The 21,180-nt window shown below is 56.0% G+C and carries 19 protein-coding genes; 13 read left to right on the top strand and 6 right to left on the bottom strand.

What is annotated here, in order from left to right; genetic code table 11:
* The first annotated feature begins 50 nt into the window (after positions 1-50).
* The 10 genes from SR894_RS20660 to urtE all read left to right on the top strand — a co-directional run bounded on the left by SR894_RS20660 (position 51) and on the right by urtE (position 12,000).
* The gene (locus tag SR894_RS20660; RefSeq protein WP_223288731.1) at positions 51-1,748 is read left to right on the top strand and encodes an ATP-binding protein; all 1,698 of its coding nucleotides are present in this window, start codon (positions 51-53) and stop codon (positions 1,746-1,748) included.
* An 82-nt stretch (positions 1,749-1,830) separates the two neighbouring features.
* Entirely contained in the window at positions 1,831-2,574 is a 744-nt protein-coding gene (locus tag SR894_RS20655; RefSeq protein ID WP_133731839.1) for a response regulator, read from the top strand.
* A 188-nt stretch (positions 2,575-2,762) separates the two neighbouring features.
* A complete protein-coding gene (locus tag SR894_RS20650) occupies positions 2,763-3,764 on the top strand; it encodes a Bug family tripartite tricarboxylate transporter substrate binding protein (protein WP_133731838.1) in 1,002 nt (333 codons plus the stop codon).
* Complete coding sequence (locus tag SR894_RS20645; RefSeq protein ID WP_133731837.1) at positions 3,764-4,216, top strand: tripartite tricarboxylate transporter TctB family protein; 453 nt, start codon at positions 3,764-3,766, stop codon at positions 4,214-4,216. Before SR894_RS20650 ends, SR894_RS20645 begins: the two co-directional genes overlap by 1 nt.
* Entirely contained in the window at positions 4,216-5,742 is a 1,527-nt protein-coding gene (locus SR894_RS20640) for a tripartite tricarboxylate transporter permease (protein ID WP_133731836.1), read from the top strand. Before SR894_RS20645 ends, SR894_RS20640 begins: the two co-directional genes overlap by 1 nt.
* Before the next feature lie 468 nt (positions 5,743-6,210).
* Positions 6,211-7,572 (top strand): urea ABC transporter substrate-binding protein, encoded by a 1,362-nt coding sequence (gene urtA, locus SR894_RS20635; protein WP_133731835.1) that lies wholly within the window; start codon positions 6,211-6,213, stop codon positions 7,570-7,572.
* A gap of 92 nt (positions 7,573-7,664) precedes the next feature.
* Positions 7,665-9,284: an urea ABC transporter permease subunit UrtB gene (gene urtB / locus SR894_RS20630; RefSeq protein ID WP_133731834.1), complete on the top strand. Its 1,620-nt coding sequence runs from the start codon at positions 7,665-7,667 to the stop codon at positions 9,282-9,284.
* Between the two features lie 3 nt (positions 9,285-9,287).
* On the top strand, positions 9,288-10,460 hold the full coding sequence (gene urtC, locus SR894_RS20625; RefSeq protein WP_133731833.1) for an urea ABC transporter permease subunit UrtC: 1,173 nt from the start codon (positions 9,288-9,290) through the stop codon (positions 10,458-10,460).
* Complete coding sequence (gene urtD, locus SR894_RS20620) at positions 10,457-11,293, top strand: urea ABC transporter ATP-binding protein UrtD (RefSeq protein ID WP_133731832.1); 837 nt, start codon at positions 10,457-10,459, stop codon at positions 11,291-11,293. The genes urtC and urtD overlap by 4 nt, the downstream gene beginning before the upstream one ends.
* Positions 11,293-12,000, top strand: a complete 708-nt coding sequence (gene urtE / locus SR894_RS20615; protein ID WP_022521346.1) for an urea ABC transporter ATP-binding subunit UrtE — start codon at positions 11,293-11,295, stop codon at positions 11,998-12,000. Before urtD ends, urtE begins: the two co-directional genes overlap by 1 nt.
* Positions 12,001-12,100: 100 nt before the next feature.
* Here urtE and SR894_RS20610 read toward each other — a convergent pair whose 3' ends face one another.
* The 6 genes from SR894_RS20610 to parS form a co-directional block, all read right to left on the bottom strand.
* Positions 12,101-13,021 (bottom strand): metal ABC transporter permease, encoded by a 921-nt coding sequence (locus SR894_RS20610; protein WP_133731831.1) that lies wholly within the window; start codon positions 13,019-13,021, stop codon positions 12,101-12,103.
* On the bottom strand, positions 13,018-14,124 hold the full coding sequence (locus SR894_RS20605; RefSeq protein ID WP_133731830.1) for a metal ABC transporter permease: 1,107 nt from the start codon (positions 14,122-14,124) through the stop codon (positions 13,018-13,020). Before SR894_RS20605 ends, SR894_RS20610 begins: the two co-directional genes overlap by 4 nt.
* A gap of 3 nt (positions 14,125-14,127) precedes the next feature.
* Positions 14,128-14,910, bottom strand: a complete 783-nt coding sequence (locus SR894_RS20600) for a metal ABC transporter ATP-binding protein (RefSeq protein WP_133731829.1) — start codon at positions 14,908-14,910, stop codon at positions 14,128-14,130.
* Positions 14,911-14,933: 23 nt separating this feature from the next.
* On the bottom strand, positions 14,934-15,902 hold the full coding sequence (locus SR894_RS20595) for a metal ABC transporter solute-binding protein, Zn/Mn family (protein ID WP_133731828.1): 969 nt from the start codon (positions 15,900-15,902) through the stop codon (positions 14,934-14,936).
* 242 nt (positions 15,903-16,144) lie between these two features.
* Positions 16,145-16,609 carry an RES family NAD+ phosphorylase gene (locus SR894_RS20590; RefSeq protein WP_133731827.1) on the bottom strand — a complete coding sequence of 155 codons (465 nt, stop codon included), beginning with the start codon at positions 16,607-16,609 and terminating at the stop codon, positions 16,145-16,147.
* Positions 16,606-17,055, bottom strand: a complete 450-nt coding sequence (gene parS, locus SR894_RS20585) for a type II RES/Xre toxin-antitoxin system antitoxin (RefSeq protein WP_133731826.1) — start codon at positions 17,053-17,055, stop codon at positions 16,606-16,608. The genes SR894_RS20590 and parS overlap by 4 nt, the downstream gene beginning before the upstream one ends.
* Before the next feature lie 192 nt (positions 17,056-17,247).
* On the opposite strand from parS, the gene SR894_RS20580 reads away from it, so the two are divergent.
* The 3 genes from SR894_RS20580 to SR894_RS20570 are packed head-to-tail and all read left to right on the top strand — an operon-like array spanning position 17,248 to position 21,123.
* Positions 17,248-18,819, top strand: a complete 1,572-nt coding sequence (locus tag SR894_RS20580) for a type I restriction-modification system subunit M (protein WP_133731825.1) — start codon at positions 17,248-17,250, stop codon at positions 18,817-18,819.
* Positions 18,809-20,188: a restriction endonuclease subunit S gene (locus tag SR894_RS20575; protein WP_133731824.1), complete on the top strand. Its 1,380-nt coding sequence runs from the start codon at positions 18,809-18,811 to the stop codon at positions 20,186-20,188. The genes SR894_RS20580 and SR894_RS20575 overlap by 11 nt, the downstream gene beginning before the upstream one ends.
* Positions 20,185-21,123: a COG2958 family protein gene (locus tag SR894_RS20570; protein ID WP_133731823.1), complete on the top strand. Its 939-nt coding sequence runs from the start codon at positions 20,185-20,187 to the stop codon at positions 21,121-21,123. Before SR894_RS20575 ends, SR894_RS20570 begins: the two co-directional genes overlap by 4 nt.
* Positions 21,124-21,180: the final 57 nt, after the last annotated feature.

The raw sequence follows: 21,180 nt of genomic DNA, 5'->3' as shown, positions 1-21,180 counted from the left end.
GTTGGCTGGCGCGTGCCATAATGGCGTGGTCACGCATTTCGAGTCTACCTATGAGCGCTTCCCGCCCCCGAACGTTAGCCGACCTGCAGCGCTGGCGCCGAACCCGCGCAAGACGCAGCTGGTACAAACGCAGCTTTCGCGTCCAGGTGATGCTGTTAGTCGGGCTACTGCTGGCTGGCATGCTACTGGCACAGGGTACGTATCTCAATCACCGCAAGGCGGAAATTATTAGCCAGCAGATGGGCGAGCGAGCGCTGGCAGTGGCCAAAACGGTGGCGTCGATGCCGCAAATTATTAATGCCTTCGCGATCCCCGACCCATCTTTCATTATTCAGCCCCTCGCAGAGCGCGTTCGCCATGAAACGGGAGCGCGCTATGTCGTTGTGGGCAACGCCCAAAGTATTCGCTATTCCCACCCCGTACCGGAGCGGATTGGGCAGCCGATGGTGGGGGGCGATAATGATCAGGCGCTGATTCATGGCCAGTACTATGTATCCGAGGCAACCGGGTCATTGGGCACCGCCATTCGTGGCAAAGCGCCCATTTGGGACGAAGAGGGCAATATCATTGGCTTGGTCTCCGTCGGTTTTATGATGGATCGCGTGGCCATGGACGTAGCCCGCTACAACAGCTTTGGCTGGGCGCTGGTGGCGCTGATGATTTGTCTCGGCTTTGCCGGTGCCTACTGGCTATCGCAGCATCTTAAAAAGGTCATTTTGGGCCTGGAACCCTACGAAATTGCCCGCTTGGCCATGGAAAAAGAGGCCATTTTGCAGTCGATCCACGAGGGCATTCTGGCGGTTAATCGTGAAGGTCATATTACCTTGGTCAACCAGCAGGCGCGGCGCTTTCTCAACTTAGACGATGAGCACGTGCTGCTGGGGCAGCCCATCCGTGAGGTCGTGCCTAATTCGCGGCTGCTGGAGGTGCTCCGACGTGGTGAGCAGGAGTTCGACCAGGAGATGTGGCTGGGCGATCACCCGGTAGTGGTTAACCGCGTGCCGATTCTGCACGAAGGTGAGATTGAGGGGGCGGTGGCCACTTTCCGCAGCCGTCGCGAGATCGTGGATCTATCTCACGCGCTAACCCAAGCCAGCCGTGACGTGGATATGCTGCGCGCTCAGGCCCACGAGTTTTCCAATAAGCTCTACACCATCTCTGGGTTACTGCAATTAGAGCGCATCGAGGAAGCCTTGGCGCTGATCCATCAGGAAACCGAACGAGCCCAGGCGCAGATGAGCTTTTTAATGCGCAACGTTGCCGACGCCGTGCTTAGCGGTACGCTACTGGGTAAACTTACCCGCGCGCGGGAACTGGGCGTATCGCTGGAAATCGATGAGCAAAGCTCGCTCTCCTGCCCGCTAACGCCCACTGGCCAAGAGGTGATGATGAGCGTGGTGGGTAACCTGCTGGACAACGCCTGCCACGCAGCGCTGAATGGGCCGAGTAACGAGCCCAAAGTACGCCTGTTTTTTACTGATTTGGGCGAGCAACTGCTGATCGAAGTGGAGGACAACGGGCCCGGAGTGCCTGCTCAGTTAGCTGAGTCGATTTTCCAGGAAGGCTTTTCGACCAAAACGGGTAAACACCAGGGCATTGGCCTGGCGCTGGTGGCCAGGCTGTGCCGTCAGCACGGCGGCGCCGTGACCCTGGAGGAGAGCGAACTGGGCGGCGCGTGCTTTATCGCGGTGCTCGACCGCTCGCTGTGCGCGCAGCAAGACCAACAGCAGTCTCTCGGATACTCTTAAAAACAACAGTCTCAACAACAGTCTCAACAACAATTTCAAAACAGTCTCGAAAATAGTGACCACGACGGCTAGGGGGAACGCAATGTCTGATGGGCAGTATGGCATTTTGGTCGTTGAAGATGATTTTCGCATTGCCGATATCCACAGAGCCTTCATTGAACAGAGCGATGGCTTTTATGTAGTGGGCATGGCGCGCAACGGCAGTGAAGCCAAGGCTATCATGGCGGAGCAGGCTGCCAGTATCCATTTGATTTTGCTAGACGCCTACCTTCCCGATGTTGAAGGCTTGGAGCTGCTATGGGCAATTCGCCGCGACTACGTGCATGTGGATATCGTCATGGTCACCGCTGCCCGGGAAGTGGAAACCATCAGCGAGGCGCTGCGCGGCGGTGTATTCGACTACCTGATCAAACCGATTGAGGCCGTGCGAATGACGCAAATGCTGACTCGCTTCCGGCGCGAGCGTGAAGCGTTGGCCAACCGCGCCGAGATGAATCAGGATGAACTGGACTCCGTGCTAGCGCGCCTGAAGCCTGGCGAGCCGTTGCGTGCTAAAAGCCAAACCTCGTCTCAAACCCTGCCTAAGGGTATTGATCGGCTGACGCTGCGCCGGGTGATTGATGCCCTGGCCGATGCTCCCGACTCCCTCACCGCCATGCAGATGGCACGTACCATGGGCGCCAGCCGCTCAACCGCACGCCGCTATTTAGAGTTTTTAGTCGCCGAGCAGGCAGTCAGTGCCGAGCTAGGCTATGGTGATGTAGGGCGGCCCGAGCGTCGCTATCGGCTGTTGGAGGCGGCACACGAGTGGCTCAACACTCTATGAAGTAATGTTGTAAGTAAGCGGGCGTGAACAAAATGAACAAAATAGCCATAAAGAACATTTTGTCTTTTATGCGCACAAGCTTGTCGGTCAGGGTAGTGGTCTTCTAACGTTCGCGGCGTGCAGTCTCACAATAAGAAGCTCTACACAGCAAACTCATCACACAACAAAACTGATACGTGGAGAACGCCATGATTCTCAAGCCTGCCTTTAAATATATAACCCTGCTGGCCCTTCCACTGGCGGCAGTTACAACCTTCTCTAGCACTGCCGCTGCCTTCGAACCGGAGGGTAAGGTGGAGTGTATCGCTCCGTCCGACCCAGGCGGCGGCTGGGACTTTACCTGCCGCAGCGTGGGGAATGTCATGCAGGAGCTTGATCTAGTACCGGCGAATGTACAAACCATCAATATGGCTGGCGCTGGTGGCGGCGTGGCGTTTGCTCATACTGTAAGCAAGCGCGCCGGTGACGACCATCTGCTGGTAGCGGCGTCCACGGCTACTACGACTCGTCTGGCTCAAGGACAATTCCCTGGGCTGACCGCCGATCAGGTCAATTGGATCGGTGCTCTAGGTGCGGATTACGGGATTATCGCCGTAGCCGCTGATTCCGAGATCGATGACCTGAATGAATTGATGGACTCACTTAAGGAAGACCCGCGTAGTGTCAAGTTCGCCGGCGGTAGCGCTAAGGGCGGTTGGGATCATCTTAAAGTGTTGATTGCTGCTCAGGCAGCCGATGTCGAGAATCTTCCGCGCATTGCCTACCTTTCGTACAACAATGGTGGTGAAGCGTTAACCCAAGTGATCGGCGGGCACGTAGACGCCTTTACCGGTGATATCACCGAAGCCCAAGGGTTTATGGAGTCTGGCGACTTGCGCGTCCTAGCGGTACTCTCCGAAGAGCGCCTACCGGGCGACCTGTCTGATATCCCCACCGCACGTGAGCAAGGCATCGACGCCCTTGGCCCCAACTGGCGCGGCTTTTATATGCCTGCGGATGTCTCCGAAGAAGCTAAAGCGTATTGGACCGATGCCATGGACACTATTTACCAGAGTGAAGAGTGGCAGAATGTCATGGCTCAAAACGGTTTGATGCCTTTCCACATGACCGCTGGTGAGTTTGAAGAGTTTGTACTCAACCAGATCAGTGACATTGAACAGCTCTCTAAAGATATTGGATTGATTCAGTAATGACTTTCAATGACCGCATCTTTGGGGTCTTGATGATCGTCCTGGCCGTTGCGTACGGCTGGGCCGCGACTCAGTTCCCGGAGCCGTTTGGTGGGGCCGAAGCCGTCGGCCCTGACACTTTTCCGAAGCTGCTGGCCGTGGTACTGGCAATTTCCAGCCTTTATCTGATTGTACGCCCTGATCCCGACAACGCCTGGCCTTGGAGCCGTACGGGTGTCGAGCTCATTATCGCCGTGGTGGTGCTGATCTTTTACGCCATGCTGCTTCAGCCGCTGGGCTTCATTATTAGCACCACGTTGGCGGTGGGGACGCTTTGCTGGCGAATGGGGGCTCGTCCACTCAATGCTTACATTACTGGGGCAGTCTCGGCAGTGGTGGTGTACTTCCTATTTAGTTTTGCACTTGATCTCGCCTTGCCGCTGGGTCTGTTGTCATTCCTGGAGGTGAACTAATGGAAACTCTAGGTTATTTGATGGATGGTTTTGGCGTTGCTCTGCAGCCCCATAACCTAATGTTCGCCCTGCTGGGTGCTTTTCTAGGCACCTTGATCGGCGCCTTGCCGGGATTAGGCCCGGCCAATGGTGTGGCCATCCTGATTCCGCTGGCGTTCAGTTTGGGACTCGCACCAGAAACCGCCCTGATTATGCTGACCTCGGTGTATGCGGGTGCCATGTACGGTGGGCGTATTTCATCGATTCTGTTGAATATTCCGGGCGATGAACCGGCCATGATGACCTGTCTTGACGGCTATCCTATGGCCCAAAAAGGCAAGGCGTCGGAGGCGCTCGCTATCTCGGCGGTGGCCTCCTTCATTGGCAGCCTGGTGGCCACCGTCGGTTTGATCCTGCTGGCGCCGCTGCTGGCTAATTTCGCTCTGACGTTCGGCCCTGCGGAGTATTTCGCGCTCTTCCTGCTGGCGTTCGCTACCTTAGGTGGCATCACCGGCAAAAACCCTGTTAAAACAGTAGTCGCCGCCAGTATTGGCCTAATGATCGCCACGGTGGGTATCGACAATACCGGCGTGCAGCGCTACACCTTCGGGGTGCTCGAACTTTTTGAAGGCGTGGACTTCATCATTGCTATCGTCGGTCTGTTTGCCATTTCTGAACTGCTGTTTTTCATTGAGGAGCGGGCAGGTGGTGGTAAGGAAAAGATGAAGGTCAATAAGCTTTCGCTCTCTTGGAAAGATATCCGCGATATTCTACCCACCAGTTTCCGTGGCGGGGTGCTGGGTTTTGTCGCCGGTGTGCTACCGGGTGCCGGTGCTTCGTTGGGTAGCTTTATCAGCTATACCCTTGAAAAACGTGTGTTGGGTAAGAAAGGCTATTTTGGACAAGGTGATCCGCGCGGTGTGGCGGCGCCTGAAGCGGGTAACAATGGTGCGTCCAGCGGTGCTTTAGTCCCTATGTTGACGCTAGGCGTGCCGGGTAGTGGTACCACGGCGGTGCTGCTGGCGCTGTTGATTTCATTGAATATCACACCAGGACCTTTGATGTTCACCCAGAATGCCGACATCGTCTGGGGCGTGATCGCGGCGCTGCTGATCGGTAACTTTTTGCTGCTGATTCTAAACATTCCGTTGGTGGGCATCTTCGTCAAGCTGCTGTCCGTACCGCCGATGTACCTACTGCCGATCGTCACGATGATCGCTTTCGTGGGTATCTACTCGATCAGTAACACCATCTTTGACCTCTACTTCATGGTGGCCTTTGGAGTGGGTGGTTACGTCCTGCGTAAGCTTGAGATTCCGCTGGTGCCAGTGATTCTTGGCTTGTTGCTGGGGCCTGAGATGGAGAAGAACCTTCGCCATGCCATGGATATCTCCGATGGCGACTGGATGATCCTATGGGACAGCGGTCTGGCTATCGGCCTTTGGGTCTTTGCTGGGTTGGGCTTGATCTTGCCTTATATCTTGGGTCCCCTTTTGCGACGCGGGATGAAGGCAACCCCCAATTCAGGTTCGCCTGAAAGCGATTAATACCCGAATAGATCAATCACAATCACCTGGGCGTCGACGAAAGTCGACGCCCCTTTTTTATAGGCAACATCTATAGAAGAAGTCCAAGGCTTCTGTTATCTGCTCTTTCTTACCTATTTTTTTAACTAATAATAAAGAATGGCTTTGTAGTCAATAAGTAACTAATGCGTTAATGCTCTGTATTTCAAAAGTTCAAGTTCTTAGTTGGTGCACTGTCTTTTATTGGTGCATTGTGAGGGTGCTTTAGCTGCGTTCTTGCGCTTTATTTTGGTGCATACGGTGAGTGTTGAGATTTTCTGTTGATTATTAAGTGGCTGATTAAATAGCTATAAAGCAACTTTGTGTCAATCTGGCGCACCCCTTGCAGGTGTTAATGGCTAGTGGACGTATTGGGGGAGCTAACACAACAGCCCCAAGCGCGAAGCCAACCATCAAGCCCCAATCATAAGGGGTGCAAGGAGATTAACAATGAACACTCTCAAACGCTCGACACACCCTCGCCCCTTCCTTTCAAGTGGCCGTTTCGCGACCGCTTTACTCACCGCTGCCATCATGAGTGCCAGCACCCAGGCCATCGCCCAGGACGACGACCCGATCAAAGTCGGTATCCTGCACTCCCTCTCCGGCACCATGGCGATTAGTGAAACGGTGCTTAAAGACACCGTCGAAATGCTTATCGAGCAACAGAACGAAGCCGGTGGTTTACTGGGCCGTCAGTTAGAAGCCGTGGTGGTTGACCCGGCGTCTAACTGGCCGCTGTTTGCCGAACGCGCCCGGGAGCTGCTGGATCAGGAAGAAGTGGACGTTATTTTCGGCAACTGGACGTCGGTTTCGCGTAAATCCGTACTGCCCGTCGTAGAGGAGCTCAACGGCCTGCTGTTCTATCCGGTGCAGTATGAAGGCGAAGAATCCTCTGAAAACGTCTTTTACACCGGCGCGGCGCCTAACCAGCAGGCGATTCCTGCGGTTGAATACCTTATCAACGAAGTCGGTATCGAGCGCTTTGCGCTGGTGGGTACCGACTATGTCTACCCGCGCACCACTAACCGTATCCTCGAAGCGTTCCTCAAAGATGAGCACGGCATCGCGGATGAGGACATCATGGTCAACTACACGCCGTTCGGTCACTCCGATTGGCAGAACATCGTGGCCGAAATTCGCCGTTTCGGTGAAGAGGGTAAACCCACTGCGGTGATCTCGACCGTGAACGGCGACGCCAACGTACCGTTCTACACCGAGCTTTCCAACCAGGGCATCGATGCGGCCGATATTCCGGTCATCGCCTTCTCGGTGGGTGAGCAGGAACTGACCGGTATCGATACCGGCCCGCTGGTGGGCCACTTGGCTGCCTGGAACTACTTCATGAGCGTCGATAACGATGACAACTACGACTTTATCGATGCCTGGATCGAGTACACCGGCGACGATATGGCCGTCACTAACGACCCAATGGAAGCGCACTACATTGGCTTCAACATGTGGGCCGAAGCGGTTCGCAAAGCGGGCACCACGGATGTCGATACCGTTAAAGACGCCATTATCGGTGTGACGGTGCCTAACCTCTCCGGCGGCTATGCGGCGATGATGCCCAACCACCACATCACCAAGCCGGTGCTGATCGGTGAGATCCAGGACAACGGCCAGTTCGATATCGTTTGGCAGACGCCGTCTACCGTGGCCGGCGACGCCTGGTCTGACTACCTGCCTGGCTCCCGTGACCTGATTGCCGATTGGCGTAAGCCGATGGAGTGCGGCAACTTCAACGTCGTGAACGGCTCGTGCGGTGGTAGTACCGCAGTAGAAGAAGCCGAAGCGGCACTCGCTGAGTAACGAATAACACCCCTTGCCGCGCCGCGGTTCGATGGTTGGCGCGGCAAGGAGCACGCTATCTTTCCCTCTTAGATAACCAAAGGAAGAACCCCATGAGGCGTTTCCTTTCCTTGGCGATGCTCTGTTTCCTGCTGTTGGGTACCACCTTCACCGCACAGGCACAATCAACAGATGCCGCCAGCAGTTCCACTAATGATGCCACCGCGCTTGAGCTGTTAAAGGCGCTGGACGTTGAGTCTTATAGCGCCAAAGGTGAAGCCATCACCGCTATTTTACAAAGCGATGACGAGCGCGCCCGTGATTGGCTGCAAGCCCTTTTGGATGGCCGCTTGCAGCGCACTGAAGACGGCCGCTTTGTATTAGTGTTGGAAAACCGTGGCCGCGACTGGCCGGTGGCCGATGTTCTAACCGGCGAAGCGCTGGGCGAGATGTCCCGCCGTGACCTGGAGCGTATCGGCATCAACAACAACCTGCGTAATCAGCTGCGCAGCGCTATCGCGGTAGTTGACCTCTACTCGCCTAACGTGGAGCGCCGCCGCACCTCGGCCGAGCGACTGTTGGGTGAAGTAGACGGAGAGCTGGTGCCCACCCTCGACGACTTGATCGAACAGGAAGAGGACGAGCAGGTGCGCTATCGCCTGACCCAGGCAGTGGCGATTTATCGCGCTGAAGCGGGTGAAATAGTCGGGGTCGAAGCGCTGGATGGCAGCCTGCATCCGCGTTCGCGTGTGGCGTTGAGCCGGGCAGCCAATAGCGATGATCCCGTTGTTGCCAACGCCGCTGCCGCTTCCCTGGCGGGTATCGAGCAGCAGCTAAAAATCAATCGCGGCCTGGAAACCCTCTATTTCGGCTTGAGCCTTGGCTCGGTGCTGGTACTAGCTGCCATTGGCTTGGCGATCACCTTCGGGGTCATGGGCGTCATCAACATGGCTCATGGCGAGCTGATGATGCTAGGTGCCTACACCACCTGGGCGATGCAGCAACTGCTGCCCGGCCAGCCGGGGCTGGCGTTGATTCTATCGATTCCCGCAGGCTTTATGGTCGCCGCTCTGGCGGGTGTGGCGATCGAGCGCGGTGTTATCCAGTTCCTGAAAGGCCGCCCGCTGGAGACGCTGCTGGCGACCTTTGGTATCAGCTTGATTCTGCAGCAGTTGGTGCGCACGGTGATTTCACCGCTTAACCGTACCGTGATTACGCCGGAATGGATGAGTGGCTCATTGGTGGTTAACGATGCGCTGTCGCTAACGCTCAACCGCATGTACGTGCTTGGCTTTGCGCTGGTGGTGTTTGCTGGCCTGATGCTGATTATGCGTCGCACCCGGCTAGGGCTTGAGGTGCGCGCAGTGACCCAAAACCGTGCCATGGCGCGCTCCATGGGCATTCGTGCTACTCGCGTGGATATCATGACCTTTGCACTGGGCTCCGGCGTGGCCGGTCTTGCCGGTGTCGCGCTCTCCCAGCTTACCAACGTCGGCCCCAACCTGGGGCAGAACTACATCATCGACTCTTTTATGGTGGTGGTGTTCGGCGGCGTGGGCAACCTGTGGGGCACGCTGGTGGCCGGGCTATCGCTGGGGGTGATCAACCAGGTGCTGGAACCCTGGGCAGGCGCGGTACTGGCCAAAATTATCGTGCTGGTCTTCATCATCCTATTCATTCAAAAACGCCCGCGTGGACTCTTCCCGCAGAAGGGCCGGGCTGCGGAGGGCTAAGCGATGTCACTAACGACAGAATCATCGACAAATTTTTGGCTAACACGCCCATTCAGCGAACGCTCTACGCAGATTTTTCTCGGCGTGCTACTTGCCGCTCTGGCGCTGGTCACCCTCCTGCATGTGGCAGTGCCGCCGGATAACCCGCTGCATGTGGGGGCTTATACGGTTAACCTTTTCGGTAAGTACCTAAGCTACGCGCTGCTGGCGGTGGCGGTGGATCTGGTGTGGGGCTATCTGGGCATTTTAAGCCTCGGCCACGGTGCGTTTTTTGCTATCGGCGGTTACGCCATGGGCATGTACCTGATGCGCCAGATTGGCGATCGCGGTACCTACGGCCATCCGGTACTGCCCGACTTTATGGTGTTCCTCAACTGGGACAGCTTGCCGTGGTTCTGGCACGGCTTCGATATGGCCTGGTTCGCCTTTGCCATGGTGCTGCTGGCCCCCGGCCTACTGGCTCTGGTGTTCGGCTTCTTGGCGTTTCGCTCACGGGTTACCGGGGTGTATCTGTCGATCATTACCCAGGCGCTGACCTTTGCCTTGATGCTGGCCTTCTTCCGCAATGAGATGGGCTTCGGCGGTAATAACGGCCTGACTGACTTCCGTGAGATCGTCGGTTTTGATCTACGCAGCGACGCCACGCGTCTAGGGCTTTTTCTGGCCACCGGTGTGGCGCTGGCACTGGGCTTTATTCTCTGTCGCGCGATTGTCACCAGTAAGCTGGGCCGTGTGAGCGTGGCCACCCGCGACGCCGAGGCGCGCACGCGCTTTCTCGGCTATCGGGTCGAACGCTTTCAGCTGTTTGTGTTTGTGGTCTCGGCGATGCTGGCGGGCCTGGCGGGGGCGCTCTACGTGCCGCAAGTGGGGATTATCAACCCCAGCGAGTTCTCGCCGATTTTCTCCATCGAGATTGTGCTGTGGGTAGCGTTAGGCGGTCGCGCCACGCTGTATGGTGCGGTGATTGGCGCTATTTTAGTTAACTACGCCAAAACCATCTTTACCGGCGTCATGCCCGATGCCTGGCTGTTTGCGTTAGGTGCAATGTTCGTACTGGTCACGGTGTTTCTGCCCAAGGGTGTGGCGGGGCTGTTTGGCTACCTCAAGCGCCGTAAGCGCGAGGATCAGACGACGGATCCTGACCATCAACAGACATCCAAGGAGGCCTCCGCATGAGTTTGCTGCAATCGCTGTCCCAGCGTGACCGGGTTTTCGATTTTATGGCGCCCCAAGCCTCACCGGTGGACGTTCGCCACGGGCCGATTCTCTATATGGAAGATGTCACCGTGAGCTTCGATGGTTTTAAAGCCATCAATAACCTCAACCTGACCATCAACGACGGTGAGCTGCGCTGCATTATCGGCCCCAACGGGGCGGGTAAAACCACCATGATGGATATCATCACCGGCAAAACCCGCCCCACCAGCGGCAGCGTTTGGTTCGGTAGCCGCCATAACCTGCTGCACATGAACGAGCCCGATATTGCCAGCCTGGGTATTGGCCGCAAGTTTCAAAAGCCCACGGTCTTCGAAGCGCTCTCGGTGTTTGAAAATCTGGAGCTGGCCATGGCGGCGGACAAGCGGATTTTTCCTACCCTGACTGCCCGCATGACCGGCGAGATCAAAGACCGTATTAACGAAGTGCTGGAAACGATCGGCCTGACGGAGTTGCGTCATCAGCCCGCCGGGATTCTTTCCCACGGCCAGAAGCAGTGGCTGGAAATCGGCATGCTGCTGATGCAGCGCCCGCGTCTACTGCTGGTGGATGAACCGGTGGCGGGCATGACCGAGCAGGAGATGGAGCGCACTGCCGAGTTGCTCACCGGGCTGGCCGGTAAACAGTCCGTGGTGGTGGTGGAGCACGATATGGGCTTTGTGCGCTCCATCGCTCGCCAGGTGACCGTGCTGCACCAGGGCAGCGTGCTGGCGGAAGGCACCATGGATCAAGTCTCCAGCGACCCCAAAGTCATCGAGGTCTACCTGGGTGCTGACGACGAGGAGGCTGCCTGATGCTAGCGATCGAAAAGCTTAACCAGTTTTACGGCGAAAGCCACACCCTCTGGGATCTCGATCTTGAGGTGCCTGCTGGCCAGTGCACCTGCGTGATGGGACGCAACGGCGTGGGTAAAACCACGCTGCTGAAAGCCGTAATGGGCGAAGTGGCCGTCAAAAGTGGCGAGTTACGCTACACCGCCGAGACCGGCGAGATCGAGCTGACTAAAAAAGCCGTTGAGGCGCGCTCGCGGTTGGGAATTGGTTACGTGCCCCAGGGGCGGCAGATATTTCCGCTGCTGACCGTGGAGGAGAACCTGCGCACCGGCCTTGCCGCCCGCAGCGACGGGCTGAAAAAGATTCCTGAGCGGGTCTATGAACTGTTCCCAGTGCTTAAAGAGATGAAACACCGCCGTGGCGGCGACCTTTCCGGCGGGCAACAGCAGCAGCTGGCCATTGGCCGTGCGCTGGTCATCGAACCCAAACTGCTGATTTTGGACGAGCCAGGTGAGGGCATTCAGCCCAATATCGTCGCTCAAATCGGCCAAGTGATCCGTCAGTTGATCAACGAGGATGGCCTTACGGTGCTACTGGTAGAGCAGAAGCTGCCCTTTGCCCGTAAGTACGCCGATCGCTTTGTGATCATGGATCGCGGCCGACCGGTGGCCAAAGGTGAGATCAGCGAGCTCTCCAATGAGCTGATCAAGCAGCATCTGACGGTTTAAGTTATCCACACCCGGTTACCGCCTGCCCGGCCAAGCGGCTGTCGAAAGGCGGTCGCTTTTTTGCGCGCGGATGAGCGGTGTTGTTTCCAAAAGCTGGGCTTCAAACGCTGGGCGGCGGCTCCACCGGCGCCTGGCGTGCCCGTTGGCGTTTGACCCGTTGGGTAATCACGCCGTAGCGTGGCCCTGCCAGAAAGGCGAGCATCAGGAATACACCGGTCATGACGGCCATCATGCCGCCAATGGAGACGTTGAGATACACTGCGAGGTAGTAGCCAGAAATACTCGAGGCGATAGAAATTAGCGCACCGATGATAAACATCATCCACAGCCGGTCGGTCAGCAAATAGGCGGCGGAGGCGGGCACAATGGCAAAGGCGATAAACAGCACCGCGCCTACCGCATCAAAGGCCGCCACGGCAGTGGAGCTTGTTAGCATTAGCAGCACATAGAAAAGAATCGAGGGCATAAAACCGAACGTTTTGGCCAGCGCCGGATCGAAGGTGGCCAGCTTCAGCTCCTTATAAAAGAGTCCGATAAACGCGTAGTTGAGCACCGTCATCACGCTCATCGATACCAGCGCCTGGGGGATGGGCAGGCCGAAGATGTCGACTGTATCCAGCCAGACAAAACCGATCTCACCGAGCAGCACAGTATGCGTGTCGATATGCACATCATTGGCATAAATATTCAACAGCAGCACGCCGATAGAGAACAGCGCCGGGAAGACCAGGCCGATAGCGGTATCCTGCTTGACCCGTTTGGTGCTTGCTAAGGCTTCGGTGAGCAGCACGGTTAACAGCCCGGTGAGGGCGGCCCCAATCAGTTGTACCGGCCCGCTCTGTTGCTTGGTCAGCAGCCAGACGATGACGATGCCAAACACAATCGAATGGCTGATTGCGTCGGATAACATGCTGTTGCCGCGCAGCACTAAAAAGGTGCCCACCGCCGAGGAGGCGATGCCTACCATCGCGCCCACTAGCATAATGGGCAGGGCAGTTGTGGTCAGTAGCTCGGCCATCATGATGCTAATTCCTCAAAAGCCGCGATTACTCTTCTAGCCTCCGCCTGGCCCTGTGCCGTTAGCCCCCAGCCGTCGTCGCTTGGGGTGGCACCGCGTGGAGAGCGGGTTAGGTAGCCTTGCTGCTTAAGCTTGTTGAGCATCCTGCGTGAACCGAGTGTTGAGGGGGCGCATGAGGGATCAGCCGAGTGTTTATATAGCGCATAAAGTAGCTGCTGTTTCTGCAGCGCTGACTTCTGGCGATAGTGCTTTATCACACCCCACAGCAGGCCACGGCCGGGCGCCAAAGCCAACGATATCAGCACGATGGCGGTTGCGGTAAGGACAATCAGCGGGCCGGTTGCCAGGCCCCGCGATAGGGTGCTAATGGTCGCCCCTGACACGCCACTGACAATACCGACGCCTGCGGCAATGGTGAGCATGCCGCCCAGGTGGCGGCTCCACTGTCGCGCGGCGGCCGCGGGCGCCACGATCATGGCGGCCATCAAAATCACACCGACCATCTGCAGGCCGACGACGACCGCTAGCGCCACCATAGCGGTGAGCGATGCTTCAATCACGGTGATAGGCATGCCGAGCGTGCGGGCGTACTCCGCATCAAAGGTGACCAGCTTGGCCTGTTTCCAGAAGACGGCAAGCAGTAGCAGCGTGACCAGCGTAATGCTGCCCATCACCCATAAGTCGGAGCGCAGCGTCGCGGCGGCCTGGCCGAAAAGAAAGGCCTCAAGACCGCCCTGGGAGGCGTTATTGGTACTCTGGATATAAGTGAGCAGAACGATACCCACGGCAAAAAAGATACTCAGGCAGGCTCCTAGGGCTGCGTCAGTTTTCAGGCGGCTTAAGCGCGTCAGCATCAGCATAATCAGCGCGGCGGCGGAGCCGGTGATCAGTGAACCCATAATAATCCCGCCAATATCTCGGCTGCCGGTGATGATAAAGCTTAAACAGATGCCGGGAAGGGCTGCGTGGGAAATCGCGTCTCCTAGCAGGCTTTGGCGACGCAGCACCGCAAAACAGCCCAGCGGGCCGCTGATCAGCCCCAGCAGCGAGGCGCCAATGACTACATTCTGAAAGGTGTAGTCAGATAAAAGCTCAAGCCACACCATGGGTTACTTCACCTTTGAGGCGGAAAACATTAACGATTCATTATCATTAAGTAGCGCGATTTGGCCGCCGTAAGCCTGGCGCAGGTGATCGATCTTGAACACCTCCTCGGCCTTGCCGCTGGCGATGACTCGCACGTTGAGTAGCAGTAGCCAGTCAAAGTAGGTGCGCACCGTTTGCAGATCGTGGTGTACCACGATCAGCGTCTTACCCGCGTCGCGCAGGCGGCGCAGGATATCGATAATGGCCCGCTCGGTGGTGGCATCGACGCCCGCCATGGGTTCATCAAGAAAATACACATCGGCTTGCTGCACTAGCGCACGGGCCAAAAATACGCGCTGCTGCTGGCCACCTGAGAGCTGGCTAATCTGGCGCTCAGCCAAAGCACTCATACCGACCATCTCAAGTGCTTCCTGCGCCTCGTGGCGCTCTTTTCGCCCCGGTCTTCTGAGCCAACCCAAGCGCCCGTAAAGCCCCATGGTGACCACATCCAGCGCAGTGGTGGGAAAATCCCAATCAACGCTTGAGCGCTGGGGCACGTAGCCCACTCGTTTACGCTGCGTGGCGTAGGGCCGCCCATGCACCATCACCTCGCCTGACAACGACGGCACCAGCCCCAGTAGGCTTTTGATCAACGTGCTCTTGCCCGCCCCGTTAGGGCCGACAATGCCCGCCATGACACCGGCAGGGATATCCAGATCGATATCCCAAAGCACGGGTTGGTTATGGTAGCTCACCGTCAGGTTTTTAATGCTCAGTGCGGTGTCTGTAAGGTCGGATGTCGCCATGGATGCACTGCCTTATAGAATGCTTATTGAGCGAGTTGCCACTCGCTGGCCCAGTCATCTAGTGCCTTTGGCAGCGGCGCCAAGGAACCGCCTAGCGCCTCGACAATGTGCTGGGTATTACGGTAGATCATGCCCATATAGGTACCATCTACCGTGCCTTCATCGCCCATGGCGTCGGAATAAAGCTGGCCGCCGATGGTCACATCATGGCCGCGCTGCCTTGCAGCATCGATCACTGCCTGAATGGTGCGCGGGTTGATCGTGCTCTCGATAAATACCGCAGGCACGTTATGTGCAACGACGCTATCCGCCATGCTGCGAATATCGGCGATCCCGGTTTCGGTTTCGGTACTGATGCCCTGAATCCCTTCCACCTCAATGTCATAGGCACGGCCAAAGTAGCTGAAAGCGTCGTGGGCAGTGACAAGAATACGCTGCTCTTCGGGGATGCTGGCAATGCTCTCTTTAACCCACTCATGCAGGGCTAGCAACTGAGCTTGATAACGCTCGGTATTGGTTTCAATCGTCGTGGCGCACTCAGGGCGCGCTTCGCTCAATGCATCGCTCAGGGTGGGCAGTGTTTGGGTCCATAAAGAGACATCCATCCACAGGTGAGGGTCGACCCCGTAGACATCCTGAGCGGTGATCAACGACGCCGGATCAATGGAAGCGGGCGCCACGGCAAGCGTAGGTGTTCGTGCCGAGAAATTCTCCAGCACACTCCCCAGCTGTCCTTCCAATGAGTAGCCTGAATAGAGAATGTGTTCGGCGCCCCGCAGCAAGGCCACGTCGCTAGCGCTTGCCTGATAGAGATGGGGGTCTACGCCGGGGCCCATCATGGCTTCCACATTAACGCATTCGCCGCCTACTTCCTGCGCTACATCGGCAATCATCCCAATCGTTGCCACCACGTTTAAGGGCGTTTCATCGGCAGTTGCCAACGCACTAAAAGGCAGCGTTCCCAATAGAATCACGGCATATTTTGTTGCCATTATTTAGCTCCAGACTCGTCATGAGGTAGATGGGTTGAAGTTGCTTTGTGTAAACTGATTGTCCTAGGGAAAGAAGTATAGCCTTGGCTAAGTTTGTGACGCTATCCATGCAATGTCAAGCGGATAAAAGGCGCTGAGGTGGGCTGAAAAGGGTATTTGAGTATTGCGGGAATAAACGTAAGACGGGCTACTAACGCGCCGTTGAAGTCTGCTAAGAACGGTTTAAGTTATCCACTCCCGGTTCAAAGTCTTGGATCGGGTTGAAATGGCAGTGCCTCGGCCGTCGTGACGATTTGATCGAATAAAGGATCCGCCGGATTGAGCATGTAGTTGAGCTCTCTCGGCACGACCACGCTCGGCACTGCCAGTGCCAGGCTTTGCTTGGATGCCAACCAGCCATCGCCAAGTTCAGCAGTCTCTGCGGGCGCTGGGGCTTCCTGCCAGTTTTCCGGTAGATCTTCTTCGCCAACGCTTAAAATACTCTCTGCTGGCAGCGTCAAACGCAGTAGCGCATAGGCGTTGAGCAGCCGATAGCTCTCCAGATGCACCATGATTTCCAGCAGCGCCAACGACTCGGAGCTTGCCACATACACACAGGCGTTACCGGGACTGTTCCAGCGCCCACCGTAAAGCCGTGCGCCTTCGCCATCAAACGCTGTTTCCTGAAACTTACGCTTAACCAGTCGATAGGCGGTGACCTCGTTCATACCGAGACCCCGTGCTCCAGCCGTCCGATCAGGTTCAACACCGTTTGATACTCTGCCGATGTGGCGCTCATTTCGACGGGGCGCCGCCCGCCTAGCCCGGCATTGGGTTTGAGCAGCCAGGCGCGAGCACTTTCAGCGTCACCCTCGAATAGATCCAGCGCCGCCTTGAAAAGCTCAGCAAAGCGATACAGCCGGTCACTTTCCGCCATCTTGAAGCGGCCCGATTTGGCGCGACGGCTGAGCGTGGCCGGGGGGATATCGACATAGCCAGCCAGCGCCTTCTGCTCGATACCTGATACCTTGGCTAGCCGGGGGTAAACCCGGTACTCCACGCCTTCATGCAATAACTCATGCAGCTTTCGGCCACGGGCAGGCAGGCCAATCTGTTGCCAGAAGCCGGAGGCCACGGCTTTGGTGGGTTGATATTGGGAGAAGTGAATATCCATGACGCCATGCTCGCTTGATAGTTCAAGGATGTATCAATTGATATACCGAGTATGCAAGCAAACGTCAAGCGATGAGCGGTAATGAAATCGTTCTAGGAATAGCCCTACCGAGGGCAGGCGGGTATTCGCTATACTCCTTTACATTTTTTCGGCGTTTACGCCGGGTTCATGTTGAGTAAGGCAGAGATCAAAATGGCAAAAGCGCAGGCAAAAAAAGGGGCCGTTAAAGGCTTCGAAGAATCCCTTTGGGATAGCGCCAACAAGCTTCGCGGCAGCGTGGAATCGGCCGAATACAAGCACGTGGTATTGAGCCTGATCTTTTTGAAGTTCATCAGCGACAAGTTTGTGCAGCAGCAGAAGAAAATCGTGCAAGAGTTTGGCGCTGAATACGTCGACATGGTGGATTTCTACGCCAAGGATAACGTCTTCTACCTGCCGGAAGAGGCGCGCTGGAGCCACATTCAAAAACACGCCAAGCAGGACAACCTGGCCCTGGTGATCGACACCGCCATGAGCACGGTGGAGAAGAACAACGCCTCGCTGGCCGGTGCCTTGCCGGACAACTACTTCTCTCGGCTCGATCTGAGCGCTGGCAAACTCGGCTCGTTGATCGACACCATCAACGACATCGACACGGTGACCGAAGAGCAGGGTCAGAGCGAGGAAGATATCGTCGGCCGGGTCTACGAGTATTTTCTAGGTAAATTTGCCTCTAATGAAGGCCAGAGAGGCGGCGAGTACTACACGCCCAAAAGTGTAGTGACGCTGCTGGTGGAGATGCTCGAACCTTATCAGGGCAAGATTTATGACCCCTGCTGCGGATCGGGTGGCATGTTCGTGCAGTCGCTCAAGTTTATCGAGGCCCATGAAGGTAGCCGCCGGGAAATTTCGATTTACGGGCAGGAGTACGCCAACACCACCCGCAAGCTGGCCAAGATGAACCTGGCGATTCGCGGTATTTCGGGCAACCTGGGCGAAACCGCGGCAGACAGCTTCTTTCGTGACCAGCACCCGGACTTGAAGGCTGATTTCATCTTGGCCAATCCGCCTTTCAACCAGAGCCAATGGCGTGCGCCCGCCGAGCTGACCGACGACCCGCGTTGGGCTGACTATGATGTGCCGCCCACCGGCAACGCCAACTACGCCTGGATTTTGCACATGCTCTCCAAGCTCAGCCACCAAGGCGCAGCGGGCTTCGTGATGGCCAACGGCTCGATGAGTTCGAACACCAGCGGCGAGGGTAAAATCCGCCAGCAACTGATTGAGGATGACTTGGTCGAGTGCATGATTGCGCTGCCGGGCCAGCTCTTCTTTACCACCCAGATTCCGGTTTGCCTGTGGTTTCTTACCAACAGTAAGAAAGCCAACACGCCGAAAGGTTATCGCCACCGCGAGGATGAAACGCTCTTCATCGATGCCCGCCACATGGGCACTATGATCAGCCGTAAACAGAAAGACCTGACCGATGACGATATCGCCACCATCGCCCGCACCTTCCACGCCTGGCGCGGCCAGCCGGAGGCGGGAAGCTATGAAGATATTCTCGGCTTCTGCAAGAGCGCGAGTTTCGACGAGATCAAAAGCCACGACTTCGTGCTCACTCCCGGGCGTTATGTTGGTGCTGTCGAGGTCGAGGATGACGGAATTCCATTTGAAACGAAGATGGCCGAATTGACGACCCAGCTGAGTAAACAGTTTGCCGAATCGGCGACGCTAGAGAATCAGATCAGAAAGAATCTGGTGGGGCTGGGTTATGAGCTGTGAGGTAGCGTATGACCGACTGGAGGACATGTGCGAGCTAGTTATTGATTGCCCTCATTCAACTCCAAAGTGGACTGATACTGGAATAATCGTCCTTCGTAATCAAAATATCCGTAACGGCGAGCTTGATCTAAGTAATCCTAGTTTCACCGATGAAGAACATTTTCGTTCAAGAGTTAGGCGTGCTTTGCCGCGCGCTGGTGATATAGTCTTTACTCGAGAAGCCCCTATGGGCGAAGTATGTTTGATCTCTGAAAATTTGAAGTGCTGTCTCGGACAAAGACAAGTGTTGCTTCGCGCAAAACCGGAGGTTGATTCGCGGTATTTGTTTTGGGCGTTGCAATCAAAATATGTTCAGAGTCAGATATCGTGGAATGAAGGAACGGGCACTACTGTCAGTAACGTGCGCATTCCTGTTCTTAAAGACCTAAAAATACCTCGTCACGAGTGTGAAAGTGAAATAGCAGATATCCTTTCATATATTGCTAAAAAAATAACCCTCAACACCCAAATCAACCAAACCCTCGAACAGATGGCCCAGGCCATTTTCAAAAGCTGGTTCGTCGATTTCGATCCGGTAATCGATAACGCGCTGGAAGTGGGCAACCCCATCCCCGAACCGCTAGCCAAGCGCGCCGCGCGTCGGAAGGCGATGTGGGCAGCAGGCAGTGAAAAGGCTCCCGCACGTTTGCCGGCTGAGACACGGCGACTATTTCCAGATAGGTTTGAGGAGGATGAGGTGCTGGGTTGGGTACCAGCGGGGTGGACAATAAAGCCCTTGGATCAGGTCGCACGCTACCAGAACGGCTTGGCTTTACAAAAATTTAGGCCCAACGAAGGGGAAGAATTCTTACCTGTCCTAAAGATTGCACAGTTGAGAGCTAGAAAAACAGATGGCGTTGAGAAAGCTTCAGTAAATATAAAGCCTGAGTGTATTGTTCATAATGGTGATGTTGTTTTTTCTTGGTCGGGAACTTTGATGATTGATATATGGAGTGGTGGCAAAGCGGCTCTCAATCAGCATCTATTTAAGGTGACGTCTGATCAATATCCGAAATGGTTTTATTTTCTTTGGACTCAACGGCATCTAGAGCTTTTTCAAAGGATCGCTGCTGATAAAGCAGTAACTATGGGGCATATAAAACGACAGCACCTTGCGGAAGCATTTTGCTTGGTTCCAGAGGAACAGTTGATAAGTAAAGCAGGCGAATCCATAAGACCTCTGATTGAGAAAATGTTGAGTAGTCGTTTAGAAAGTGAAGAGCTAACCCAGCTCCGCGATACCTTGCTCCCCAAACTTCTCTCCGGCGAACTCAAACTGCCGGAGGCCGAAGCTGCTGTTGATACCGCCCTGGAGACCGAATTCGCATGAGTCAGCCCACCCGCGCTCAAATGATTATCGAGACACTTAAAGCCCGCCCAGAGCAGAAGTTTACGGCGCGGGAGCTGGCACTGGAATTTCTTGATCGCTACCCAGAAGCGATGGCGGAGAAACAGCAGAACCCCAATTACGCCACCGAAGAGAAGCTGATTGCCCAGGTGGCGGCAGAAATTGGCGGTGACCGCACGATAAAAGCCAAGCAACTTTGCGCTAATGTCGCGACCCGCGATAAACCGCGCCCACGCCTCTACTATTGGGAGCCCAACCCGGCTAAGGCTGACGCTATTGCTGAGGCACCTGTTCCTGAGCCCGCGCCCGTTGCGGCGAGTTTGCCTAGCCAGGAAGAGACGCTGAGCGAGCAGGCGCTTTATCCGCTGCTGATCGAGTTCTTGAACGAAGAGCTGGGGTTGCACTGCCAGCGCATTAACGAGAAAACCTCCAAGAACAGCAAAGGCAAGGGCGGCAATCAGTGGCTACATCCCGATATCGTGGCGCTGCAACCGCTTGATAAAGCGTGGAATTCAGCAGTGCGTGACTGCGTGCGGCACGGTAACGACAGCACGGTGCGGCTGTGGTCGTTCGAGGTGAAGAAGGCGCTCTTGCCGGGCAACGTGCGCCAGTGTTTCTTCCAGGCGGTGTCCAACTCTAGCTGGGCGCACTTTGGCTATTTAGTCGCCACTGAGCTGGGTAATGTGGAAGAAGAGCTACAAATGCTCTGCGCGCTTCACGGTATCGGCGTATTGCTGCTCAATACAGAGTCGTTGTTCGATAGCCAAATTCTCATTCCTGCGCGGGAAAAGCTCGCCGTCGATTGGCAGTCGGTCAATCGCATCGTCGAGGAAAACCGCGATTTCCACCACTTCATTGAGCAGGTGGGGATTTACCAGCAGACCGGTAAGCTGACCAAGAGTGTGTGGAATAAATAGACCCGCGCTCCCGTTGAACGACCGCCTTCAAGGCAGGCGTCTATCAGCCGATCATGA

The organism is Vreelandella neptunia (assembly GCF_034479615.1).
Classification (GTDB): Bacteria; Pseudomonadota; Gammaproteobacteria; order Pseudomonadales; family Halomonadaceae; genus Vreelandella; species Vreelandella neptunia.
This window is presented reverse-complemented; position numbering and strand designations above follow the sequence as displayed.